Consider the following 23,511-nt stretch of genomic DNA (forward strand, 5'->3'; position numbering starts at 1 on the left):
TAACACCTCCAGCTAAAGCCGGAGGCTATTTAAAAAAATCTTTTTAATCCTTTTAATCTGTGGCTTAAAAAAAACTTTGCGACTTTGCGACTTTGCGAGACTTTACTTCCCTAAAATTCCTTTTTTCAGAATTTGTCCGAAATCATACATATCTTCATAAGAGCAATATAACGGAACTGGTGCTAAACGAATAACGTTTGGTTCGCGCCAATCTGTAATGACACCATTTTTCATTAAATAATCAAACAATGCTCTTCCTTCTCCGTGAAGAAAAACAGATAATTGCGAGGCTCTTTCTTTTGGGTTAGAAGGTGTGATAATTTCGAAGGTACTTTCTACTTCTTTATCAATTTCATGAAGAATAAATTCCAAGTAAGAAGTAATATGATCGCGTTTTGCAATTAAAGTATCCATTCCAACCTCAGCAAACATTTCTACTGAAGCCAAATATGGCGCTAAAGATAAAACCGGAAGATTACTAATCTGCCATCCATCTGCACCGTGAACCGGATCAAAATTAGGTTCCATTTTAAAACGGCGCTCTTTGTTGTGTCCCCACCATCCTGCAAATCTTGGCAAGTCTGAATTATGATGTTTTTCGTGAACAAAACAACCCGAAGCATTTCCTGGGCCTGAATTCATATATTTATAACTGCACCAAGCAGCAAAATCTACATTCCAATCATGAAGTTCTAATTTGATATTTCCTGCAGCGTGCGCCAAATCCCATCCTACTTTGGCTCCAGCTTTTTGTCCTGCGGCGGTGATGGTTTTAATATCAAAAACTTGTCCGGTATAATAATTAACTCCACCAATTAAAACTAATGCCAGCTCATCGCCAACTTCTTCAATTTTTGCTAAAACATCTTCTAAGCGAATATTGTGTTCTCCTTCTCTTCGTTTAATTTCTACAATCGCATCTTCAGGTTTATAACCATGAAAATTGACCTGACTTTGAAACATATATTGATCTGACGGGAAAGCTTTTTCTTCGCAGATAATTTTATAACGCTTCCCTTTTGGCTGGTAAAAAGAAACCATCAGTAAGTGAAGATTTACAGTCAAAGTATTCATCACCGTAACTTCAGATGGAAGCGCACCCACAATTTTACTCAACGGTTCTGCAAATCTTTCTTGATAATCCCACCAAGGTTTTTCAGCATAAAAATGACCTTCAACTGCCAAATTTGCCCAATCATCCATTATTTCATCAACATAAGCTTTGGTTCGTTTTGGCTGTAATCCTAGTGAATTTCCTGTAAAATAAATTACTCGTTTGTCGTTTACTTTTGGAAAAATAAATTGTTCCTGATAGTGGTTTAGTGTGTCTTTCGAATCTAAATCTCGTGCAAATTCGCGTGTATTTTGAAAAGTCATTGTGTTTTTGTTTTGTCTGCTAAAATAACAAAAATTGTTTGTTTTGTTTCAGGTTTAAGGTTTCAAGTTAATAGGTGGTGTGTCTTTTAACCGCAAAGTTCGCAAAGGTTTTCTTTACTCAGTTTGTGTTTGCCGAATGTAAAAGAACGCAAAGCTTTGCGAACTTTGCGATTTTAAACGCAAAGGTCACAAGGTTTTTTTACTCAGTTTGTGTTTGCCACGTGCAAAAGAACGCAAAGCTTTGCGAACTTAGCGTTTGTAAACGTTAGCTTAGATAAAAATCCTTGCGAACTTTGCGTTTAAATTTCACAACGAAACTCAAGCTTGAAACCTGAAACTTGAAACCATTAAAAAACAAAAACCCGACAGCTTCTAAAAAACTGTCGGGTCTTCTTTATAATATAAATTCTAATTAAAGAATTAACATCGCGTCTCCGTAAGAATAGAATTTGTATCCTTCTTTGATCGCTTCATCGTATGCTTTTTTCATTAAATCATGTCCACAGAAAGCAGAAATCATCATTAACAATGTCGATTTTGGTGTGTGGAAATTTGTAATCATACAGTTTGCAATACTGAAATCGTGAGGAGGGAAAATAAATTTATTTGTCCATCCTTCGTAAGGATTCAAAGTATTAGCAGAAGAAACAGAACTTTCAATTGCACGCATAGAAGTTGTTCCGACTGCGCAAATACGTTTTTTCTTTGCTTTTCCTTCGTTTACAATATCACACGCTTTTTGAGTGATAATCAATTCCTCAGAATCCATTTTGTGTTTAGATAAATCTTCTACCTCAACTGGGTTAAAAGTCCCTAAACCAACGTGTAAAGTTACCTCAGCAAAATTTACTCCTTTGATTTCTAATTTTTTCAAAAGGTGTTTTGAGAAGTGTAAACCAGCAGTTGGTGCCGCTACAGCTCCTTCTTCTTTTGCGTAGATTGTTTGGTATCTTTCAGCATCTTCAGCAGTAACTTCTCTGTTGATGTATTTAGGAATTGGAGTTTCTCCAAGTTCTGTCAATTTGTTTCGGAATTCTTCGTAAGACCCATCGTATAAGAAACGCAATGTTCTACCACGAGAAGTTGTATTGTCGATTACCTCAGCAACTAACGAATCGTCATCACCAAAATAAAGTTTGTTACCAATACGGATTTTTCTAGCTGGATCAACCAAAACATCCCAGAGGCGTTGCTCAGAATTTAATTCTCTTAATAAGAAAACTTCAATTCTAGCTCCAGTTTTTTCTTTGTTTCCGTACAAACGTGCAGGGAAAACTTTTGTATTATTAAGAATTAAAACGTCTCCGTCATCAAAATAGTTGATCACGTCTTTAAACATTTTATGTTCGATAGTGTTTTTTTTACGGTCAATTACCATTAAACGAGATTCATCTCTATTTTCTGCTGGGAATTCAGCCAAAAGTTCTTTCGGTAAATTGAAATTGAAGTGTGATAATTTCATATTTGAATTGTTGATTTTAGAGTGTAGCTTTTAGATTTGTTTATCTAAAAATTTAAATCGGTTGCAAATATACGATTGTGAGATAGGCGTTGTCAAGTCTTTTGACGTTTATTTTCAAAAGTCCTTGATTTACTGAGGTTTCACATTGACTTAAAAAGCTATTCTTTAAGTCAATTTTAACTTTTTCGAACCATATAAGAAATATAAGTTCATTCTAGCTGAAATTTTAAATAGCGCCAAATCAACATTATAAACCCGACAGATTTTTAAAACCTGTCGGGTTAGCTATTTAAATACGCATAAAAAAACCTCTGATTAAAACCAGAGGCCTTGTTTTATTGATCTTTAATTTAATTGAACTGATATACTTATATGGTTCAAAAAAGTTTACAATTCTGTTATTTGAAAGTTTAAAGCTTTTAAATCGTTCCAGAAATCTGGGTAAGATTTGGAAACTACTTCGGCATCGTCAATAATAATCGGGACTTTTATTGCCAATGGTGCAAATGCCATTGCCATACGGTGATCGTTGTATGTTGCAATATGCACATCATGATTAATATCGCCAGAACGCAATAAAGTCAAGCTATCATTAGTAACAGAAATATTAGCTCCTAATTTTGTAAGCTCAATTCTTAAAGCTTCTAGTCGGTCTGTTTCTTTAATTTTTAAAGTATGAAGTCCTGTTAGATGACATCCAATTCCTAAACCTAAACAAGTAACTACGATAGTTTGAGCGATATCTGGCGTATTGTTCAATTCAAAATTTACATCTTCGTAATTGAATCCAGAAACCTTTTCCAAAGTCATTTTGTTGTTTTGGAAAGTTGTTTTCACCCCCATTTTTTCATAAAGAGAAACCAATTCAGAATCTCCCTGAAGACTGTTTTCTTTATAACTACTTAAAGTAATTTTTGCTGCATCGGCCAAAGCCACAAGGCTAAAGAAATAAGAAGCCGAACTCCAGTCTGACTCTACCACCATTTCTTTAGTTTCAACTGATTCTTTAGGGAATACCTTAATCACATTTCCTTCAAAACTCGTTTTAATATCTAAATCAGCTAACAAAGCCAAAGTCATTTTGATATACGGTATCGAAGTAATTTCTCCTTCTAAAGTCAGTTCTAAACCATTGTCTAATTTTGAAGCGACTAATAAAAGTGCCGAAATATATTGGCTGCTTACATTTGCTGCCAAAGTTACTTTTGAATCTGTAACTTTTTTTCCTTTAATTCGAATTGGCGGATATCCTACTTCTTTCTCATATGAAATCTCAACACCCAATTGTGCCAAAGCTTCCACTAAAATTTTAATCGGACGTTCTTGCATTCTGCTAGAACCTGTCAAAACCACTTCTCTACCTTCGTTAACCGAAAAATAAGCCGTAAGAAAACGCATTGCTGTTCCTGCGTGATGAATATCTACAATTTCATCATTTCCTGCTAATGCCTTCTGCATTACTTCGCTGTCGTCTGAGTTGGAAGTATTGGCTAAAGTAATATTTGGAAATAATGCTTTTAATAACAATAAGCGGTTCGTTTCACTTTTAGAACCAGTGATATTTAGTTGCGAATCATCAATAGTGAATATTGAATTCGTGCTTAATTTTAAATTCATTTTTTTAATTGTAAGTTGTGCATTATGAATTAGGAATGATTTAGAAACATAATTCAGCCCCGCAATTTACCACTCCACATTCATAATTCAAAATTCAAAACTCATAATTCAAAGCTTATGAGTGATATTTCACAATTATTTCAATTTATCATTGTTTTTGTGACGATCTTTATCTCTAACCGATTTTAGATCCATTTTTTTATCGAAAGATGCTTGTAAATCAATTCCTGTTTGGTTGGCTAAACACAGCACGACAAAAACAACATCTGCCAATTCTTCTCCTAAATCTTTGTTTTTATCGCTTTCTTTTTCAGATTGTTCTCCATAACGGCGCGCAATGATTCTTGCAACTTCGCCAACTTCTTCTGTCAGCTGTGCCATATTGGTCAATTCGTTAAAGTAGCGAACACCATGTTCTTTTATCCAAGTATCAACAGCTAATTGTGCATTTTTTAAATCCATCTTTTTATATCTTTTTAAGAATTATTTTTTCATTTTGGCTTACGATCATCTTCTGAAAAAACTCTTTTATCATTCCGTAATCCTCCGCTGCAAAAATACTACTGTTGATTTCTTTTTGACTCACAATTTGAATTTTGTTTTCAGAAACCGAAAAATTTAAAATAAAAGAGATCAGCTTGTCCTCTGAAGATATTCTGAATGGTTTAGGAAGTGATTCTACAGTATATCCCTGCGGAATTTCAATATTCAAATTAAATTTTTCTATGTTTTTATATCCAAAATAAACAGGCATTTGCCTTTTTTCTTGATTGAACGGATTTTTACTTTGGGTAAAAAATAATAAAGGATTTACAAAAATCTTCCCATCAATAATATCCGAACGGTTGCTTGAAGCAAAAGAAAAAGTTTCTATGACCGACTGATCTAAGTTTGATTTCTGATTTTCGATTGCATAATTTGAAATCTCTAAACCTCCCAATCTATTCTCTAATTTTTCAAGATAAGCATCTTCCGTTTTAGTATTGTTTTCTTCTCTAAAACTGTACGCATCATAATCTGTTCTTTGAACTCGAGCCTGACCATTCATTTTTCCGTCAGGATTTATTTTAACTATAAGACTGTAAATTTCTTTAGACTGCTGTGTTGGATCTAATTGAATTTCTTCAGAATTGCCATCTTTTTTGATTAATCTTCCGTTCCAATTTAAAACGTTTAATGGTAAAATGTTTGGCGCTGTGAGTTTATGACTTGCATCCAAAAGAGTTTTTTTACCATCAATTTCGGCCGCAACTATGACATAATTAAATCCCGTTCTTGTTGGATACACTGGAAGTCCGTTTTGTATTGTGCTTACCAAAACAGGATTGGCTTCTATACCAGCCGCACGAAGCATATTTATCAGAATAAAATTGATTTCTGCGACATTACCAGTTTGGTCTTTATAAGCTTTTTCGACTCCTTTTTCTGTATAGCAGCTATTAATCTCATTCCAATTCATTCGATTTTTAACATACGTAAAAATCAGATTTAATCTTTCCTTTTTGTCTTCTACATTAGACAATAATTTATTCAGATCGTCTGTAAACAAACTGCCTTGATTTAATTGTTTCCCAAAGCTGTCATCTTTAAAAATAGTTTTTGCAACACCTTCCCAAGTTAAACTGTAATCTTTTACAGGCTGATCCGGAAGACGCACTCTTTCTAATTCTTGCTGAATGCTTCCGCGATAATTTTCAAGATTATTAATGTAAGGTTCCTCTTTTAATGCCGGAACATCTTTTCCTTTATAAAAGGTTTCAATCTGTTTATAATTAAATGAGCTTGTCTGACTGTAAGCATTATCAAAACTCTGACTAGCGCTTGTAAATTTAGATTCTGTTTCTAACGGAATTCCTCCAATTAAAATGGGTTTATAGATATAAAATTCTGGAATCTGTGTTTTGTAATAAAAATAGTCAACAGGAATACTGAACTGAACATCAAAGTCGGGAAACTTTACCAGATTTTCAGATCTTAAAACATATTTGTATTCAATAATAGAACCTACTTTTACATTGGGCAAAGTAATCGTCTTTTCTTTCCAATATTGATTGATTTTGTTTTTAAACTCACCTTGATTATTTAATTTAGTTTTTACGATGTTGCCATTTTCTAAATTATAGGTCACAGCATCTGAAAATTCCAAACGGTCTTCATTTAACTTGTCATAACCGATATAAAAACGCACTTTCTGGTCGGCCCAGCTTAAACCTTCTTTTTTATAAATTTTGATTTTCACTTCGCAGACATGGTTCGCATAAAATCCAACATCTTTATTATAGCCAAAATAAGTTCTTCCTTTTTTAAACAAGATAGCAGCGGGTGCGCTGCTATCTTTAGGATGAACTTTTTCATTTAACTCTGCAATAGTTACTTTTCCCAAGTCATAATTTTGAGCTTGAATAGTTATTGTACTTCCCAAAAGGGCAATACAAATTAGAAGGAATCTTGGCATAATTAAATACGTTTCAGAACGATTTTTTCCGTTTCTTTTTCTACCATTGTTTTATAATACTCTTTCAGCATCTCATATTTTTCAGCAGATACGATAGCTTCATTTATTTGATGCAAAATAGACAACTGAAGTTTATTGTCGTTTGCCGCAATGTTAAATTTAAAAACGCCCAAATTATCTTCCATTGTTACAGCAGCTGGGGCTGGCAATGTTTCAACCACAAAGCCTTCTGGAATTTCAATATTAATACTGTACTTATCTGTAAATGGAAAACTAAAATCTACTGGATATTCTCTTGTTTCCTGCTTAAACGGATTATTATTTGTTGCAAAAAACAACATTGGATTCAAATAAATTTTACCTCCAATAACTTCGCACAAATCGTTTCCAGTAAAAGAATAAGTTTCTATAATTGGAAGAAGGATATCCTTTTCGTTTGTTTTTGAATAATCGCTAATTTCTATTTTTTTATTCTTGTTTTCGAGCTTTTCTAAATATTCTTCTTCTTTTAAACCTTCAATATTGCCACGCGTAATCATGGCGTTATAATCCATGTATTGTCTTCTTGTTTTTCCTGTAACTTTTCCAGCGCTATCGATACTGTAATTCATAAAAACATTATCAACAGAAGTTTTTTCTGGCATTAAATTAATTTCTTCTGATGAACCGTCTTTTCTAATCAATCTTCCTGACCAATTTAAAACTCTTAATGGCAAAACATTCGGAACCGTAAATTTTTCTGACGCATCTAGTAAAACATATCCGTTTGGAGTTTCTACTGCAGCAATTACATAATTGAATGCCGTTCTGTTAGGAAACAACGCTATTCCGTTTGAACGTGTACTTACCAAAACTGGATTTGCTGTTAATCCTGAATAACGAAGCATCGCTGTAAGCATTAAATTTATATCGGCAATATTTCCCGTTTTTTCTTTGTACGCCTTTTTAACTCCATTATCACAGCCGTAACCGTAATATTTATTCCATTTTACGTTTGATTTTACGTGATTTAAAATCACTAAGATTTTCTCCTCCGGTGTATTAATTCCTGAAAGTATTTTTTTCAAATCATCTTCAAAATAGCCTGTTTTATTAAGTTCAGGACCAAAATCATCATAATCATAAATTGTTCTTACAACCGAAGCCCAATCTGCAGAATATTCTTTAAGCACCTGATTTGGAAATTTAGTCATTGACAATTCGTGAGCAACAGACGATGTGTAATTATCAATATTGTTAACATATGCCTCATCTTTCATTGCTGGAAAATCTACCGCTTTGTACGTAACCTGATCTTCCATATAAGTTAAGTAATCAGTAGAGAAATTAGTCGATGTCACACGTCCACCCGATCTTTCCTTGCTATTAAAAGTGATACTTTTGGCAACCCTTGCTGTTGTTGCCTTTGGAAAAAAATAACCTTTTTGTCTTGGACTGAAAGTGTAATATTCGGGAATGAATGTTGAAAATTCAGAATAGTTCACTGGAATACTCGTTTGAAAATCCCAATCTCTTATTATTTCCTGTGGACATTTAATACTATATTTAAATTCAATAACAGAACCTTCTTTTACATTAGGCATTGTTATTTTTTTTAAGCTTTTATATTTATTTAATACTTCTTCAAAAACGCCATCACTTTTAAGCTTCGTTTTTTCAATTTTACCTCCAACTATGTTGTAAGTTACAGCATCTGAAAAAGACACTTTCTCTCTCAGACTAGGATAATTATAGTACCACACATCCTGATTAGCCCAATCTAGGCCTTCTTTCTTGTAAATTTTAATTCTGGTTTCTACATCTGTCACTGTAACAAAACCATCATTAGCATCATATTCAATTCTTGCTGTTCCTTTTTTATACAAAATAGCGGCTATCGCTGCCGAATCTTTCGGATGCGACTTTTGTTCTAATTCTGCAATGGATACTTTTCCTAATTTAAATTCCTGCGACATCGCTTTTGAAGCGATCAATAAAAGCACAGTGAGACTAAATAATTTAATAATTTTCATTGGTAATTTTTGGTTTACTTTGGTTACACTTGTTAGTTTTTGGTTAATATTATTTTGGCGTTATCGTTTCTCGAGACTTGTTCCATAAATAGGCGATACTCGTCATATTCTTTGTTCGAATATTTTCCTTTATTTAAAAACATCGATCTTTTATAAGTCAGTTTATTATTGTCTTTTTTAATGATTTCGGTTTTGTATTCACCAAATTTGCCTTTTAGTTCATAATTGGAAGGCAGGAATTCGATACTGAAACCTTCTGGAAGATTGATTTCAATTTCATCGGTATCTAAAAAACCACGTTGAATTTGAAAAGGATTTTTTCGGTTTCTAATTCGTTTTACACTTCCTGTATATTGATTGAAAGCATCGACCACAAAAATCATTTTGTTAGCCGTAATAGCTCCATAATTTACAGCGCTTATCTGAACATCCTCGGTAAAACGAATATTTTCTTTATCATTCGTAAAAGTAATTTTACCTAGTTTCAAGTTGTTGATATTATCCCAATACTCTTTGTAATGTTCCTCTTTTTCATTTGGTTGCATGGTTTCTACTCGAGATTTAGAAGCATACACACTTCCTTGAGAGGCTATTTTTAAAGTGCCAGAAAAATTCCCAGTTGGATCAATTGTGTAAACTCCTTTACCTACTTGCGTGTTTCCTTTATCATCATAGATTTTAGTTCTTACAATTTGGCCTCCTTCAGGTTTTACAACCAAAACATCGCGATCGTCAGTAAAAGTTCCTTGATATCCAAACGGATCGTCTTGACTCGTACATTCTAACCAGATATAATTATCTTTATTAGGAATCGCCAAAATCATATGATTCCCTTGCATCGAAACAAAATCAGATTGAATATTTTCTTTGTAACGATCGCCATATAAAATAGTATTATAAGATGGGACATCTACAACCTGTAAAAGTGCTTTTGTATAGTTTGACAATGCTTTGCAATCTCCATATCCTAAACGATCAACATCGTTGGCTAACATGGGTTTCCAACCGCCAATGCCAATTGCAATGTTTACATATCGCGATTTTTTTTGTACATAATCGTAAATGATTTTAGCTTTCTTGATAGGATCTTTTTCATCTCCAACCAATGCTTTAATTTTTGCTTTGGTCTCTTCTGTCAAAACAGTCGTACCGGTTAAGATTTTATCTTCATACCATTTTCCAAATGCTTCCCAAGTAGTAGCATTTCCGTCCACTCCTTCTAAGTGAAAGTTTTCTAATCCCATCATGACTTTAGGAAAAAGATCTGAAGGAGAAGGGCTAAGATCTTCTTGTTTCTGAGCCGTGATATTTGTTGCTGTATAACTCAGATTTGTATCTGTATCGGCTGTTTTGGTTATGTTGAAGTTATCAAATTGGAACTCTTTTTTCTTAAAGCCCAATCCTTTCGGGAAAGTTACATTCAAAACGCATTTTTCTACGCTCAAATAATAACTTCCAATAAAATACCATTTTGGTATAAATGCAGTATTCGAAGTTTCGACTTCGCTGGTGTAAGCAATTGTAAAAGGATATGAAATGGGTGTATAATTTAAATAAAGCACTCGATTATCGGAAAAAAGAGTACTTCCACCTACAGCGCTCTGATCTTTAAAATCTTTTCTTTTGATTTTTTTAATTTCATTCCCCAATGCATCATAAACTACAGCTTCGATATTTTTTATTGAAGTTGTTTTATCGTAATGACAGAATGCATCAATATTATTTAAACCTTTTTCATTTAAAACAGAAACCACTCTTTGGGTCTTAATATTCATACTTCTTTGCGAAGCAATAACAATATCCATTTGGTCTAAACGGAGAACAGCATTGGCGTTCTGTTTTAAACTATCTGGAATAGAAAGAATAGGATAATTGCTCTTTTGGGCGAATGAATTAAGGGTTGTTAAGAATAAAGATAAAGCAAAAAAAAGGTTTTTCATTAGTAGGGATTTTCGTCAAATATATATTTTTTTCAGAAATCCTTAACAAATGTTTAATAATATTTTTACTCTCTGTTTTTGCTATCCATTACAATGGTAACGGCCAGTCATTGAGAAGACTGACTTTCATATCGGCGCCAAAAATTCCTGTTTGCACTTTCTTGCCCAACTCTTTTTCTATTGCTTGAACAAAATTCTCATACGTCGGAATTGCAAAATCTGGTTTTGAGGCTTTTATATAAGAAGGACGGTTTCCTTTCTTAGTGGATGCATGAAGTGTAAACTGACTTACAACAATAATATCGCCGTCAATATCCTGCACCGAACAATTCATAACATCATTTTCGTCTCCAAAAATTCTCATTTTAATGATTTTCCCAGCCAACCAATCAATATCTTCTTGTGTATCGGCATCTTCTATTCCGACTAAAACCAATAAACCTTTTTGAATGTCGGCTGTTATTTGATTTTCAACAGTTACTGATGCTTGGGAAACTCTTTGGATAACTACTCTCATTCTTTATTTTTATTTTTAGCCACAGATTACACGGATTAAAAAGATTTTAAAATCAATACGTTAGATGCACTGCAGTGCATCTCTACAATAAAATCATTCTCGTATTCTGCTTTGGAATTTGGAATTTTAAAATTGGAATTTTAATTACTTACGTGTTTCATCACTCGCAGCACGGTCTTCACCATACGTATCGGTGCGGTAATGCTCTTCGTCACCTTCAAGAATTTTAAGGTAACTATTATATCGTGACCATGCGATTTCATCTTTTTCTAACGCTGCTTTTATAGCACAATGCGGTTCTTCTTTGTGTAAACAGTTGTTAAACTTACATTGATCTTTCAGTTTGAAGAATTCCGGAAAATAACCACTGATTTCCGAAGGCTCCATGTCAACAATTCCGAAACCTTTAATTCCCGGCGTATCAATAATTCGAGCATCAAAAGACAAATCATACATTTCGGCAAAAGTTGTGGTGTGTTGCCCTTGCTTGCTTTGTTCTGAAATTACCGAAGTTTTTAAATGAAGACTCGGTTCTAGTGCGTTAACCAAAGTTGATTTTCCAACACCAGAATGTCCAGAAAACATACTTACTTTACCAATCATCATTTCTTTTAGCTTGTCAACACCTTTGTTTTCTGTCGAAGAAATACGAAGACATTTATATCCAATTTCAGCATAAATATGCTGCAGATAAAGCTGATCGTCTAAAGTCTGCTCTGTTAAAGTATCAATTTTATTAAAAACAAGAATGGCTTCGATTCCATATGCTTCTGCAGTAACCAAAAAACGATCAATAAAACTTGTCGTTGTTGGCGGATTATCAATTGTGATCAATAAAAAAACCTGATCGATATTAGAAGCAATAATGTGAATCTGTTTTGATAAGTTAACCGATTTACGAACGATATAGTTTTTTCTTTCGTGAATAGTATGAATTGTTCCTGTTATGGCATCTGAAGTTTCATCCAACTCATAATCAACAATATCACCTACAGCAATAGGATTGGTACTTTTAATAGCTTTTATTCTGAATTTCCCTTTCATACGGCATTCCACAAAATCTCCATTTTGAGATTTTACGGTGTACCAGCTTCCTGTAGATTTGTATACGGTTCCTGTCATTCTTTAATTTTAGATTGTAAATTTTAGATTTTAGATTACGCTTTAAAACCTAAAAAATAAAAGGCAAAATTACGTTTTTAGAATGGAACAACGCAATTTCGCCTTTTAAATTTGAAAGACATATCCTTAATTTGCAGACTTTACCAAACTATTTCGGCTAAAGTTTCATTCTCTTTTACTTTTCCTAGCTGAATTGTTTTTAAAGTTCTCGATACTTTGCCCGCTTTTGTGGTATAAATTTCAACCATAATTGTTGCTGGACCACTTTCGGTTAATTCGCTTTCCCCAAAATAATTAGTCTTGATTTGATATTTCCCTTTCACCGCATTTCTGATGATATATTGCTCTGGGCCGTAACCTTCTGTGAAATCTTTTGAAAATCTTCCTCCAATTTGTGTTGAAGTATGGCTGTAATAACATTCTTCATTTGTTGGCTCAATTACATGTAAATCTAAATCAATATCCATTTGGTTCCAGTTCATAATAATTCTGATATCAACCGGCATTTTAGCAAGGTATTTTTTGTCTAGTTTTCCCGTTTTTAAACCAGAATGCTCAGACATTAAACGATTAACATCCATCAAAACAATATCTTCAATACCTTCGTATTGTCCGCTCATTTCTCCATAATAATTCACTTCAAGCGATTTTACCAATTCATCAAATGCTTCTTGATATTTTCCGGCATCTTCAAGCGCCAAAGCATAATCTCTTAAGCTCTGAGGTTCGTGAGATCTCCATTTTACAACTTGTTTTGCAGTAAAAACGGCATCCTGATAATCTTTCCATTGTCTCAAAGTATAAGTCAATGTTTTATAAAGCTGATAATTTTCTAAACCTAAATCGGCAATATTGCTGATGATTTGCAATGCTTTCTTAACATCTCCTTGATTGTAGAAAAAGTGCGCCACATCAAAATAAAAGCTTGGATTTCTCTCTTGCGCTTTTCTCAAATCAAGATACAAATCGTATTGTTTCTCTTTTGGCGCCGATGCCAACGCTTTTAAATATAATCGATCTGGATTCCAACTTTTTGTTTGAACGACTCCATTATTTGAAGACTTCTTTTTTGTTGTTATAATAATAACTCCATTTGCTCCTTTGCTGCCATAAGTAGCAATTCTCGCGGCATCTTTCAAAACATCCACCGCTTCAATATCTTCTGATTTTAAATCGGTTAATTCACCTTCATAAAACTGACCATCAACTATAATTAAAGGCTTTTTTGAATCTCCAGATAAATAACCTCTACTGAAATTTAAATCTTGCAAAAGATCTTTGTTTTTTGAAGTACCTTCACCTATAGCATCAACAACATCAGATTTTTTTTGTGCTGCGTATCCTACAGCTATTGTGTCTTGTAATTTAGTAAAATCTGAATCTTCCTTAATTAATTCACTACCAACTTTTTTATCTTTTAATTCAACAATTTTTGGTACGTCATCAGTAACCTCTTCTGCTTTTGCAACAACTGGCGAAACAAATTTTACCTGATCCACTTTTACCGCAGATGACGGAGGAGGCGTATTATATACAGCATTATCTCCTTCAATTACTGTTGCAACTGGCCCTTTTCCAATAGGCTCATCAACTGTCAGTACTGCATCAGGATCTCCTTTTATAGTTTCAGAGGCTACTCTTCTTTCCATATTTCTAGCTCTATTTCTACCATTTGGAGGTGGCGGTGGCGGTGGAACTTGTCTATTGTACTTATATTTAGATGCGATTTTCTGCCCTGCGTATTTGACGTCTTTTTTCCACCAAGCGTTTATACTGGCAAAATAACTTTCAATACTCTCCCAATTATTTTTTTGCTGTGCCAATGTAACATCATGTTCCTGTTTTTTGATTAAATCAAATTCAGCACGTAATTCTGCTGGCGGCAAAATATCGTACATAATATAATCCCGAACATTTTCGAGAACAATCAATGATGTGTTTTTGGTTACAATTCCGAATTTCTTCCCAAAAAGCTCAATTTCATCTGCGTTTTTAGTGTATTGCAATTCAAGATTGGCAATTTTTTTCTGCGCCCATAGTTTTTCAACATTTACGTCATTAGAATTTTGAACCGCTACATCAAGCATAATTTTCTTTTCTAAAGTAACTTCATTATCATAGCCAAATAACAACGTGATTTCATTTTTTGGATTCAAAGAAATACCAGAAAAACTAAAATTCCCTGAAACCGAAGTTCCTTCCATAGGAAATAAATCGGTTACGGTTAAATTCTCTTTTATGCCTAGAAACTTCAAATTTGTATTTGTCAATTTATCCAAAGCCGTTTCAGCATTTATCTGATTTAAATTGATAAAATTACCTCCCGTTTTCATTGAAGAAAAATTCAAAAAAGCAAAATCTGCAGAAACAGAAGAGGTAATGGTATAAACAGGTTTTTTAGTTTTTGGAAGAAGATTTTCACTCAAAGAAGATAATCCGTCAGAGAAAAATAAATATTCATCTTGATTTTCAAAGTTAATTTGAGAGAAACGAGTTCCGCCATCGTATTTTGTTTTTTCTAAAATCGCTTTTAATTCGGACCAATTACCGTTCGAGATCACGAACTCTTTTTGTTTTTCGAAAGTATAATTCAGAAAATACAAAGTCACTTTTGTATTTTTTATTTTCTGAAAATAAGCTTCCAGCAAATCCAATTCTTTCTTTAGATCACGATTCTGACAACTTAAAGAATTATCCCAAATCATACCAATTGAAGCTGGAGTTTTTTTAGCAGTTTTGTTTCCTTCAACAAAATTATTTCCATAAAAATAATATTGCCCACCAGCATTCTGCATTACAACACTCGGAATATCTTGCTGAATTGGAATTTTAAAAAGTAATTTTTCAGCAGGCTGATAGTTTTCTTTCTTTTCAGAAGCTTCAAAAGATTGATTCCATTTTGAGAAAACAATTTCTTTTTCAGAATCTCCCGTCACAACAGGTTTTGCAGCAACACCTAAAACCGAAACATTAATTTCGAATTTATCTAGCTTTTTAGGATAACGGCTCAAAAGCTGATACGCCAGATTATCTTTATCTGAAGCCGAAAGTTCTTCTTCGTAACCAATAACAACAATTCGTTCGCCATTTGGCATTAACGGATAAATTCTAGTTTTAAAATTGTTCCCATCGACTTTTTCCAACAATCCTGGATCGACACGACGATGTTCGATGGCTTCAAAAACTTGTTTCCCTTTATTTTTATTTACCGGAACAGCTTCTCGCAATTTTCCATTAATATCAATCGCATATCTAGAAACCGAAACATTTTCAGGCAACGGAAAAATAAGTTCTGCTTCCATTTGACGGTTTCCCGAATTAAAAAAATGCATTTCGGCTGTAGTGTAAGCAATATTGCCAACGATTTTCACATTGACTTTCAATTGACTCATTCTTACTTTCTCAGCTTCCTCTCCTTTAACGGTAAGCTCCGGACTTTGTGCAAAAGTTTTTGTGCCCGTAAAAATGAGAAAGAAAAACAATACATTCAAATTCATTTGAAAAATGCGTGGCATAGATGAAAACAATTTTAATTTCATGATACAAAAATTAAGGTTCATATTGTTATAGAGAACAAAAAACGATAAAAGGTTGGGAAGATATTACTTATTTTCAAAAAAAAAATCTCCAAAACCCGAAAGCAATGGAGATTTAATATAAAAAACAATCTAATTTTAAATGTGTGATATAATTGAACCCAATAACAAGTTTTTTTTAAAACTTAAATTAACTTATATCACTTATATGGTTTGAAAGAAAATTATGCGTTGAAAATTTTCTCTTGGTGACCGATACTTTCTTGGTGAATTGCTTTGAACATTCTCAAAACAAATTCTTCTGTAAGACCTTTTTTCTCACCTTCCAAAATCATTTTTCCTAAAATTTCGTTCCAACGGTTGTTTTGAAGAATCGCAACGTTTGCATCTTTTTTTACCTGACCAATTTCGTCAGCCACTTTCATACGTTTTCCTAACAATTCTAATAAGTTAGCATCCAAAACGTCGATATTAGCTCTTAACTTAGTCATTTTTTGGCTGTACTCATCTGTAGTATCATCCGTTTTTCTAATCGTCAAATCTTTAATGATTTGTTTCAAAGAATCTGGAGTTACTTGTTGCGCAGCATCAGACCAAGCGTTGTCTGGATCGTAGTGCGTTTCGATAATCATACCATCGTAGTTCAAATCTAAAGCCTCTTGTGTTACTTCGAAAATCATTTTACGATCTCCAGTAATGTGAGATGGATCGATGATTAATGGTAAATCAGGGAATTTATTTTGTAATTCGATAGCAATCTGCCATTCTGGAATGTTTCTGTATTTTGTTTTTTCGTAAGTAGAGAAACCTCTGTGAATAACACCTAATTTCTCGATTCCAGCCATGTGTAAACGCTCAACACCACCTAACCATAAAGCTAAATCCGGGTTTACAGGATTTTTAACCAAAACGATTTTATCAGTTCCTTTCAATGTATCAGCAATTTCTTGAACTGCGAATGGGTTTGCAGTTGTACGTGCACCAACCCATAAAACGTCGATATCATGTTCTAAAGCTAGTTTACAGTGAGCTGCAGTTGCAACCTCAGTTCCCATTAATAAACCAGTTTCAGCTTTTGCTTTTTGCAACCATTTTAATCCGATTTCACCAACACCTTCAAATCCTCCTGGACGAGTTCTTGGTTTCCAGATTCCGGCTCTGAAAACGCTAACTTTTGAATCTTTTAATTCGTGAGCGATTTTCAAAACCTGATCTTCAGTTTCTGCACTACAAGGTTCAGCTATCACAAGTGGGTGATTTAAATTGAAATCTTCTAACCACTTTCTCATTTCTTTCTTATTTTCCATCTTAATTCTAATTTACTTTTTAGTTGTTGTTAATCCGTTTAGTATTTCTTTTATTTTATTTGTGCTTTCCATTTCTTCAAAAATGGCGTTGTAATCTTCTTCTTTTAGCAAATCTCTAAACCGACTCAGGTTTGATATATAAGCTTCTAAAGTTTCGAGAACGTATTCTTTATTTTGTTTAAAGATTGGTGTCCACATTGCGGGCGAACTTTTTGCCAAACGAACAGTGCTTTCAAATCCACTCCCCGCCATATCAAAAATATCCTGTTCGTCTTTTTCTTTATTCATTACCGTTTTACCGAGCATAAACGAACTAATATGCGATAAATGCGAAACGTAAGCAATGTGTTTATCGTGAGAAATGGGATCCATATATCGAATTCTCATTCCGATCGAAGTAAAAAGATTCAGTGCTTTCTCTTGTAATTTAAAAGCAGTCTTTTCTACTTCGCAAATAATGTTTGTTTTTCCTTGAAACAAGCCTCTTATTGCTGCTGATGGTCCCGAGAACTCTGTTCCGGCAATTGGGTGCGTTGCAATAAAATTTCTTCTTTTCGGGTGATTGGCTACTGCTTCACAAATTGGCTTTTTAGTCGATCCTACTTCAAAAACAATCGTTTTATCTCCTACAGCGTCCAAAACTTTAGGCAAAACCGTTAGCGCCACATCTACCGGAACCGAAACAATTACAAAATCTGCTTTTTGCAAATCTTCAAAACTTCCTGCTTCGTCAATAACTCCTAAATCAATTGCTTCCTGCAAATGCTTTTCGTTGCTGTCAATTCCAAAAATTGTCGAATCAGGATGTTGGTCTTTGATGTCCAGCACCATCGAACCGCCTATTAATCCTATTCCTATTACGTATACTTTCATATTCTTTTTTATTAGAAGCTATTTCCTGCTATCCGTTTCAATCTTTTCCGCCGAACCCCGGCGCAAAAGGATTTTCACTTCTATCAGGGCTAAGGCTTCTCGTTTTTTCAAGACCTTTTTATTTTTTTTGTCTCCCTGAGCGAAGTCGAAGGGCGCTCCAATTGGAACGGGGCTTCGACTTCGCTCAGCCTGACAATGTAGATAAAATCTTGGCTCTTGGTTCTATAATCTTAATACTAAAATCGATCTATCGCTTCTTGTACTTTTTCTTCTTTTACACACAATGAGAATCTGATATAACCTTCGCCGTTGCTTCCAAAAATGGTTCCCGGCGTAATGAAGATATGTTTCTCATATAATATTTCGTCAATGAACTTTTCTGCTGATTCGATTCCTTCTGGTAATTTCGCCCAGACAAAAAGACCAACTCCTTCTTTATACACTTTGCAGTTTAATTTTTCTGCTAGTTTCTCCGTCAATTCTCTACGGCGTCTGTAAATTTTGTTTTGATCTTCGAACCAGGATTTATCACATTTTAAAGCGGCGATTGCACCTTTTTGAATTCCGTAGAACATTCCGCTGTCCATGTTGCTTTTTACTTTTAGAACTGCATCGATAATTTCAGGATTTCCTAAAACCATCCCGACTCTCCAGCCTGCCATGTTGAATGTTTTACTAAGTGAATTCAATTCTAAAGCCACTTCTTTAGCTCCTTCAACCTGCAATAAACTCATCGGATTATCATTCAAAACAAAACTATACGGATTGTCATTGATCAATAATATATTGTGTTTTTTAGCAAAAGCAACCAATTTTTCAAATAACGCTAAACTTCCTCTCGCCCCTGTTGGCATATGCGGATAACCTAGCCACATAATTTTTACTTTCGAAAGATCTAATTTTTCAAGAGCTTCAAAATCTGGTTCCCAAGCATTTTCTTCTTTCAAATCATAATAAACTGGAACTGCTTCTACCAAATTGGTTACCGAAGTATAAGTTGGATAACCTGGATTCGGAATTAAGACGTGATCGCCTTCATTTAAAAATGCTAACGAAATGTGCATAATTCCTTCTTTCGAACCCATAAGAGGTAAAATCTCATTATTCGGATTCACTTCAACACCAAACTGATCACGATAAAAATCTGCCATCGCCTGTCTCATTTCTGGTAATCCCTGATAGCTTTGATAGCCATGCCCGTTTTCGTCTTGAATTGCTGCAGCGACTGCTTCAATTACTGCTTTTGACGGACTCAAATCAGGGCTTCCAATTCCCATATTGATGATCGATTTTCCTTCAGACATCAACTGACGAACTTCTCTTAATTTTGATGAGAAGTAGTATTCTTCAACTGTGTCTAATCGTTTTGCTGTTGTAATCATTGTTTTTAATTTTTGCTATATGCTTTAAGCTTAACGCTATATGCTTTTTCTTTTTTGATTTGTCACCCTGAGCGAAGTCGAAGGGCTTTCCAATTGGAGCGGGCTTCGACTTCGCTCAGCCTGACAAAACTTTTAACTTTTAACCTATAACTTTTAACTTCTTATGGTCTCGTATTCTTATATTCTCCCAGTACTTTAAAATACTCTGCCATTATGTTTAATAAGGCTTTGGCTTTTGCAAAATCTTCGTATTTCTCGAATGTCACATCTACGAAGAATGAATATTTCCAAGGTGTTTCAATTTTTGGAAGCGACTGGATTTTTGTCAAATTCAGTTTGCAGTCACTCATTACATTTAAAACCGCCGCTAAACTTCCTCTTTTATGATCTAATTCAAATTTTACAGAGGCTCTGTTGATTTCGCTTTCTGGCAAAAATGAATTTTGTTTTTTGATGATTACGAAACGGGTCATATTGTTTTTGATCGTTTGAATCGATGACGCAATAATATCCAAATCATACATTTCAGAAGCTGTTACGCTTGCAATTGCTGCAATACCAGTCAATTGTTTTTCTTGAATTCTTCTTGCTGTTTCAGCTGTATCTTTATCCTCAACCAATTTGATATTTGGATATTGTTTCAGGAAATCCATACACTGCAAAAGTGCCATTGGGTGCGAATGAACTTCTCTAATATCTTCAATTTTCTGACCTTTTAAAGCCATTAAATTCTGCTGAATGTTTAAATAATGCTCTCCGATTATGTGTAAATTATTCTTGTCAATCAATGCATAATTCGGGATAATTGGCCCCGCAATTGAATTTTCGATCGCCATTACAGCCTGATCAGATTTTCCGGCAATAAGGCTATCGATCAATTCTTCAAAAGACAGACATTCATCAATATCCACATTTTCAGAGAAATACTCTTTTACAACCTGATGATGAAATGATCCTTTAATACCTTGTATTGCAATTTTCGTTGTCATATAGTCAAAAAAAAATCCTGATTTGCATCAGGATTGTATATTAGTTTTATTTGTCTTAAAATTTGATCTCAAATAACCATAGCACAATCCTCACTTCTACTAAAGAAGAAATAAAAAGAGTTGCTAAAATAAAAACGGTTACTTGCCATTTTGTTTGTGTTTTGTTTTAAATTCTCTGCGAATGTATAAATTATTTTTAGTGCACCAAAAAAAAGATTGCATTTTATGAAACAAAAAAGGATTTCTTAACAAATTTAGCAGGTTTTGTATGATAATATAAAAATATGGGCTTAAAATGAGATATATACAATAGCTTTTTTGAAGGTTTTAAGATTCTGAGATGCTAAGATCCTTAGTTTTTTTCGCCACGAATTCACGAATTAGTACAAATCTTTGTGGTTATTTAATTCAATAGTCAATATTTATCCGTCAGTTTTGTCATTTCGATTTCTATGATAAAACCAAATCTTTTTCATAAAAGGTTTGGTTTTTTATTACTGCAAAAACTCTATGGATTATTTTGTTTCTCACAGCATTTAAAACACTCATTTTGTTTTTTCCTTCATCAACTTTTCTAATGTAATATCTTCTCAGATCATTATCGAATCTAATTGCACTCATTGCTGCCAAATGCAGAATGGTTTTTAGGTTTTTATCTGCAAGCATTGATACTCCGGGTCTTCTTTTTAATGATGTTCCAGATTGAAAATCAAAAGGCACGACTCCGCTGTAGCATGCCATTTTTCTTGGATCAGTTATAACTGTAAAACCTTCTGTTTTTGATAATAATGTCCATGATAGAACTTGGCCACTCCAGGAACAGATCTTATCAGTTTCTGTTGCTGGCTTAAACTTTGGTCATTATGTATTACTTTTTCAATATCATTTTCAATAATCTTAATCTGTGCATCAATGCTTTTAATAAGTTTGATGTTTAAGCTTTTCAATTCTTCATCCATTGCAATGCCTTTCATTAATTTGTAGTCATGCTGCTGAACCATAAGCTGTTTTTTGATTTTTATTCTTAAAGCTCTTTCGGTTAATAATATTTTTATCTTTTTAATGGAGCAGGAACTTGGTTTCCATTCCCTATTTTCCTGATAATTTTTTTTCAATAAAACTACAAATTCGCAACGCATCAATTTTATCATTTTTGCCTCTGACAAGACCTATGCTTTTCTTGATATGCAAAGCAGATATTACATAAACCTTAAAGTTGAATTTTTCAAGTGCTTCAAACAGATTCCAATTGTATCTGCCAGTATTTTCCATAGCGATCATTACATTTTCACCTGAATATTTTTTGAAAAAATGCTTTATTGCCTGAATCTTATTCTCAATAGAAAAATAATTTACTGATTCCTCTTTAACACAAATATCTAAAGTCTTGCTGCTGATATCAATGCCGATAATAATGTTTTTCATAACTTTGCTTTTACGATTCAACAAATGATTTGAGAAATTCATCATAAGCTCAACTCCTTAATAACGGGTCACTAGCCCAAATTTCTATCTGAGTCTTTGATGAAAAGGAAGCTAAAGTCTTAATCGAAATATGAGTCACAAGCTCGGAGGAACGAACAGTTTACTTTTGCTTCCTTTCTCAATCATAAATCTACTTAAAATTTCAAAAAACAAATCTAAAGGAGGAACGAGAAATCTTCGCAAGCGGCTCGACAAAGATTGGCGATTTTGATTGTAGAGTTACTCGCGAAGATTTCTCGTTCCTCGAAATGACAAGATTGCGGTTATCCAAACAACCCCGAAACTGGTTTATTCAAAATTCCAATTTTTGAATAATCGAAGTTCATTTTTTCTTTTAATAAAGAGGCATAGACACTTCTGAAATCTATCTCATATTTTAAATCACCATTATCTAAGTCTGCTAAATTTGGATTTTTTCCTAAAATCGTTCCTTTATTATTTCCTCCGATGATAAACATTGGCGCTGCAGTTCCGTGATCGGTTCCATTTCCGTTGTCTTTTACTCTCCTTCCAAATTCGGAAAAAACTACTATTGTGACATTCTGCAATAATTGAGATTGTTTTAAATCGGAATAAAAACTATATAAGGAATCATTTAAATCTGTCAATTTTCTTTCGTGAATGGAGAGCTGATTATCGTGTGTATCAAATCCGTTCAACGATGTATAATATACCTTTGAATTAAGATTTCCTTTTATCAATCTCGCAATCCATTCGAGATTTTTAGATAATTCTGTTTTCGGATAACTGATTTCCGTTTTAGACTTCACTAAAGCTTTCTGGATTTCATCTGAACCTTCCGTAACCGAATTGGCAATTTTTCGAACAAAATCCAAATGAGGATTTTTAGACAATGTCACATTCTCTTCTTTGGATTTTACCTTAAATCGATCTGGATCTTTTACCGTTATAAAATTCGGCTCGACTCCTTTTAAAGCCAGATTATCAATTGAATCTAAATTTATTCCCGCCGTTGCCTGATGGCCGTTGCATTGCAGATCTAAAAACCTTCCGAGCCAACCTTCATTTATATATTTATTAGAATCAGTAGCCGTCTGCCAAATTTCCTGACTTCTAAAATGCGAACGAATGGGTTCTGGATAACCCACATTCTGAATTACTGCCAAATCTCCATTTTGCTGCATTTGAGCAAAATCTTTTAATGAAGGATGAAATGCCATTCCTTTATTCTTTCCGACAACCAAATCTTTGTTTAAAGCAATTTTAGTTCGTAAATCGTAATACAACGGATCATCGTACGGAATGAAAGTATTTAAACCATCGTTTCCACCATTTAACTGAACAAAAACAATGCATTGTTCTCCCACAATCAAATTGTTTTGAGAACCAAAAGCGTGTAAAAAATCAGGAAGTACAAGCAGTCCACCTGTAAAAGTTCCGGTCAGTGTTAGAAAATTTCTTCTGTTCATGATTACT

The 23,511-nt window shown here is 33.8% G+C and carries 17 protein-coding genes and 1 pseudogene; all 18 read right to left on the reverse strand.

Annotated elements, in window-relative coordinates; all coding sequences use genetic code 11:
- Positions 1 to 102: 102 nt before the first annotated feature.
- Positions 103 to 1,377: a kynureninase gene (kynU, locus tag ACPWTF_RS10095; RefSeq protein WP_427875337.1), complete on the reverse strand. Its 1,275-nt coding sequence runs from the start codon at positions 1,375 to 1,377 to the stop codon at positions 103 to 105.
- A 412-nt stretch (positions 1,378 to 1,789) separates the two neighbouring features.
- Positions 1,790 to 2,839 carry a tRNA preQ1(34) S-adenosylmethionine ribosyltransferase-isomerase QueA gene (gene queA / locus ACPWTF_RS10100; RefSeq protein ID WP_095928237.1) on the reverse strand — a complete coding sequence of 350 codons (1,050 nt, stop codon included), beginning with the start codon at positions 2,837 to 2,839 and terminating at the stop codon, positions 1,790 to 1,792.
- Positions 2,840 to 3,226: 387 nt separating this feature from the next.
- A complete protein-coding gene (locus ACPWTF_RS10105; protein WP_427875338.1) occupies positions 3,227 to 4,456 on the reverse strand; it encodes a 3-phosphoshikimate 1-carboxyvinyltransferase in 1,230 nt (409 codons plus the stop codon).
- A gap of 135 nt (positions 4,457 to 4,591) precedes the next feature.
- Positions 4,592 to 4,918 (reverse strand): nucleotide pyrophosphohydrolase, encoded by a 327-nt coding sequence (locus ACPWTF_RS10110; protein WP_095928239.1) that lies wholly within the window; start codon positions 4,916 to 4,918, stop codon positions 4,592 to 4,594.
- Positions 4,919 to 4,922: 4 nt separating this feature from the next.
- Positions 4,923 to 6,911: a DUF3857 domain-containing protein gene (locus ACPWTF_RS10115; RefSeq protein ID WP_427875339.1), complete on the reverse strand. Its 1,989-nt coding sequence runs from the start codon at positions 6,909 to 6,911 to the stop codon at positions 4,923 to 4,925.
- Between the two features lie 2 nt (positions 6,912 to 6,913).
- Entirely contained in the window at positions 6,914 to 8,923 is a 2,010-nt protein-coding gene (locus ACPWTF_RS10120) for a DUF3857 domain-containing protein (RefSeq protein WP_427875340.1), read from the reverse strand.
- A gap of 32 nt (positions 8,924 to 8,955) precedes the next feature.
- Positions 8,956 to 10,863 carry a DUF3857 domain-containing protein gene (locus ACPWTF_RS10125; RefSeq protein ID WP_427875341.1) on the reverse strand — a complete coding sequence of 636 codons (1,908 nt, stop codon included), beginning with the start codon at positions 10,861 to 10,863 and terminating at the stop codon, positions 8,956 to 8,958.
- 65 nt (positions 10,864 to 10,928) lie between these two features.
- Positions 10,929 to 11,380: pseudogene (gene dtd, locus ACPWTF_RS10130) on the reverse strand (D-aminoacyl-tRNA deacylase).
- 144 nt (positions 11,381 to 11,524) lie between these two features.
- Positions 11,525 to 12,502: a ribosome small subunit-dependent GTPase A gene (gene rsgA / locus ACPWTF_RS10135; protein ID WP_427875342.1), complete on the reverse strand. Its 978-nt coding sequence runs from the start codon at positions 12,500 to 12,502 to the stop codon at positions 11,525 to 11,527.
- A 140-nt stretch (positions 12,503 to 12,642) separates the two neighbouring features.
- Positions 12,643 to 16,041, reverse strand: a complete 3,399-nt coding sequence (locus tag ACPWTF_RS10140; RefSeq protein WP_427875343.1) for a VIT domain-containing protein — start codon at positions 16,039 to 16,041, stop codon at positions 12,643 to 12,645.
- Positions 16,042 to 16,262: 221 nt separating this feature from the next.
- Positions 16,263 to 17,345, reverse strand: coding sequence for a chorismate mutase (locus ACPWTF_RS10145; RefSeq protein ID WP_427875344.1), 1,083 nt, complete (start codon positions 17,343 to 17,345; stop codon positions 16,263 to 16,265).
- A 12-nt stretch (positions 17,346 to 17,357) separates the two neighbouring features.
- Positions 17,358 to 18,218, reverse strand: coding sequence for a prephenate dehydrogenase (locus tag ACPWTF_RS10150; protein WP_427875345.1), 861 nt, complete (start codon positions 18,216 to 18,218; stop codon positions 17,358 to 17,360).
- A 236-nt stretch (positions 18,219 to 18,454) separates the two neighbouring features.
- Complete coding sequence (locus ACPWTF_RS10155) at positions 18,455 to 19,600, reverse strand: pyridoxal phosphate-dependent aminotransferase (protein WP_427875346.1); 1,146 nt, start codon at positions 19,598 to 19,600, stop codon at positions 18,455 to 18,457.
- 161 nt (positions 19,601 to 19,761) lie between these two features.
- Positions 19,762 to 20,589, reverse strand: a complete 828-nt coding sequence (locus tag ACPWTF_RS10160; protein WP_250835020.1) for a prephenate dehydratase — start codon at positions 20,587 to 20,589, stop codon at positions 19,762 to 19,764.
- Between the two features lie 450 nt (positions 20,590 to 21,039).
- On the reverse strand, positions 21,040 to 21,414 hold the full coding sequence (locus ACPWTF_RS10165) for a transposase (RefSeq protein ID WP_427875750.1): 375 nt from the start codon (positions 21,412 to 21,414) through the stop codon (positions 21,040 to 21,042).
- Positions 21,345 to 21,728, reverse strand: a complete 384-nt coding sequence (locus ACPWTF_RS10170) for a hypothetical protein (protein WP_427875347.1) — start codon at positions 21,726 to 21,728, stop codon at positions 21,345 to 21,347. The genes ACPWTF_RS10165 and ACPWTF_RS10170 overlap by 70 nt, the downstream gene beginning before the upstream one ends.
- Entirely contained in the window at positions 21,679 to 22,014 is a 336-nt protein-coding gene (locus ACPWTF_RS10175; protein WP_427875348.1) for an IS110 family transposase, read from the reverse strand. The genes ACPWTF_RS10170 and ACPWTF_RS10175 overlap by 50 nt, the downstream gene beginning before the upstream one ends.
- 323 nt (positions 22,015 to 22,337) lie before the next feature.
- Complete coding sequence (locus tag ACPWTF_RS10180; protein ID WP_427875349.1) at positions 22,338 to 23,504, reverse strand: DUF1501 domain-containing protein; 1,167 nt, start codon at positions 23,502 to 23,504, stop codon at positions 22,338 to 22,340.
- Between the last annotated feature and the right edge of the window lie 7 nt (positions 23,505 to 23,511).

Origin of the sequence: Flavobacterium sp. MMS24-S5, from assembly GCF_050320125.1 — a bacterium.
GTDB lineage: Bacteria > Bacteroidota > Bacteroidia > Flavobacteriales > Flavobacteriaceae > Flavobacterium > Flavobacterium tyrosinilyticum.

Bases quoted from the DNA above. Each gene is read 5' to 3' on its own strand.
- ACPWTF_RS10160 (WP_250835020.1), bottom strand. From the start codon at position 20,589: ATGACAACGAAAATTGCAATACAAGGTATTAAAGGATCATTTCATCAT.
- ACPWTF_RS10150 (WP_427875345.1), bottom strand. From the start codon at position 18,218: ATGAAAGTATACGTAATAGGAATAGGATTAATAGGCGGTTCGATGGTG.
- ACPWTF_RS10120 (WP_427875340.1), bottom strand. From the start codon at position 8,923: ATGAAAATTATTAAATTATTTAGTCTCACTGTGCTTTTATTGATCGCT.
- ACPWTF_RS10125 (WP_427875341.1), bottom strand. From the start codon at position 10,863: ATGAAAAACCTTTTTTTTGCTTTATCTTTATTCTTAACAACCCTTAAT.
- ACPWTF_RS10175 (WP_427875348.1), bottom strand. From the start codon at position 22,014: ATGAAAAACATTATTATCGGCATTGATATCAGCAGCAAGACTTTAGAT.
- ACPWTF_RS10105 (WP_427875338.1), bottom strand. From the start codon at position 4,456: ATGAATTTAAAATTAAGCACGAATTCAATATTCACTATTGATGATTCG.
- ACPWTF_RS10155 (WP_427875346.1), bottom strand. From the start codon at position 19,600: ATGATTACAACAGCAAAACGATTAGACACAGTTGAAGAATACTACTTC.
- ACPWTF_RS10145 (WP_427875344.1), bottom strand. From the start codon at position 17,345: ATGGAAAATAAGAAAGAAATGAGAAAGTGGTTAGAAGATTTCAATTTA.
- kynU (WP_427875337.1), bottom strand. From the start codon at position 1,377: ATGACTTTTCAAAATACACGCGAATTTGCACGAGATTTAGATTCGAAA.
- ACPWTF_RS10180 (WP_427875349.1), bottom strand. From the start codon at position 23,504: ATGAACAGAAGAAATTTTCTAACACTGACCGGAACTTTTACAGGTGGA.
- ACPWTF_RS10110 (WP_095928239.1), bottom strand. From the start codon at position 4,918: ATGGATTTAAAAAATGCACAATTAGCTGTTGATACTTGGATAAAAGAA.
- ACPWTF_RS10140 (WP_427875343.1), bottom strand. From the start codon at position 16,041: ATGAAATTAAAATTGTTTTCATCTATGCCACGCATTTTTCAAATGAAT.
- ACPWTF_RS10170 (WP_427875347.1), bottom strand. From the start codon at position 21,728: ATGCGTTGCGAATTTGTAGTTTTATTGAAAAAAAATTATCAGGAAAAT.
- rsgA (WP_427875342.1), bottom strand. From the start codon at position 12,502: ATGACAGGAACCGTATACAAATCTACAGGAAGCTGGTACACCGTAAAA.
- queA (WP_095928237.1), bottom strand. From the start codon at position 2,839: ATGAAATTATCACACTTCAATTTCAATTTACCGAAAGAACTTTTGGCT.
- ACPWTF_RS10115 (WP_427875339.1), bottom strand. From the start codon at position 6,911: ATGCCAAGATTCCTTCTAATTTGTATTGCCCTTTTGGGAAGTACAATA.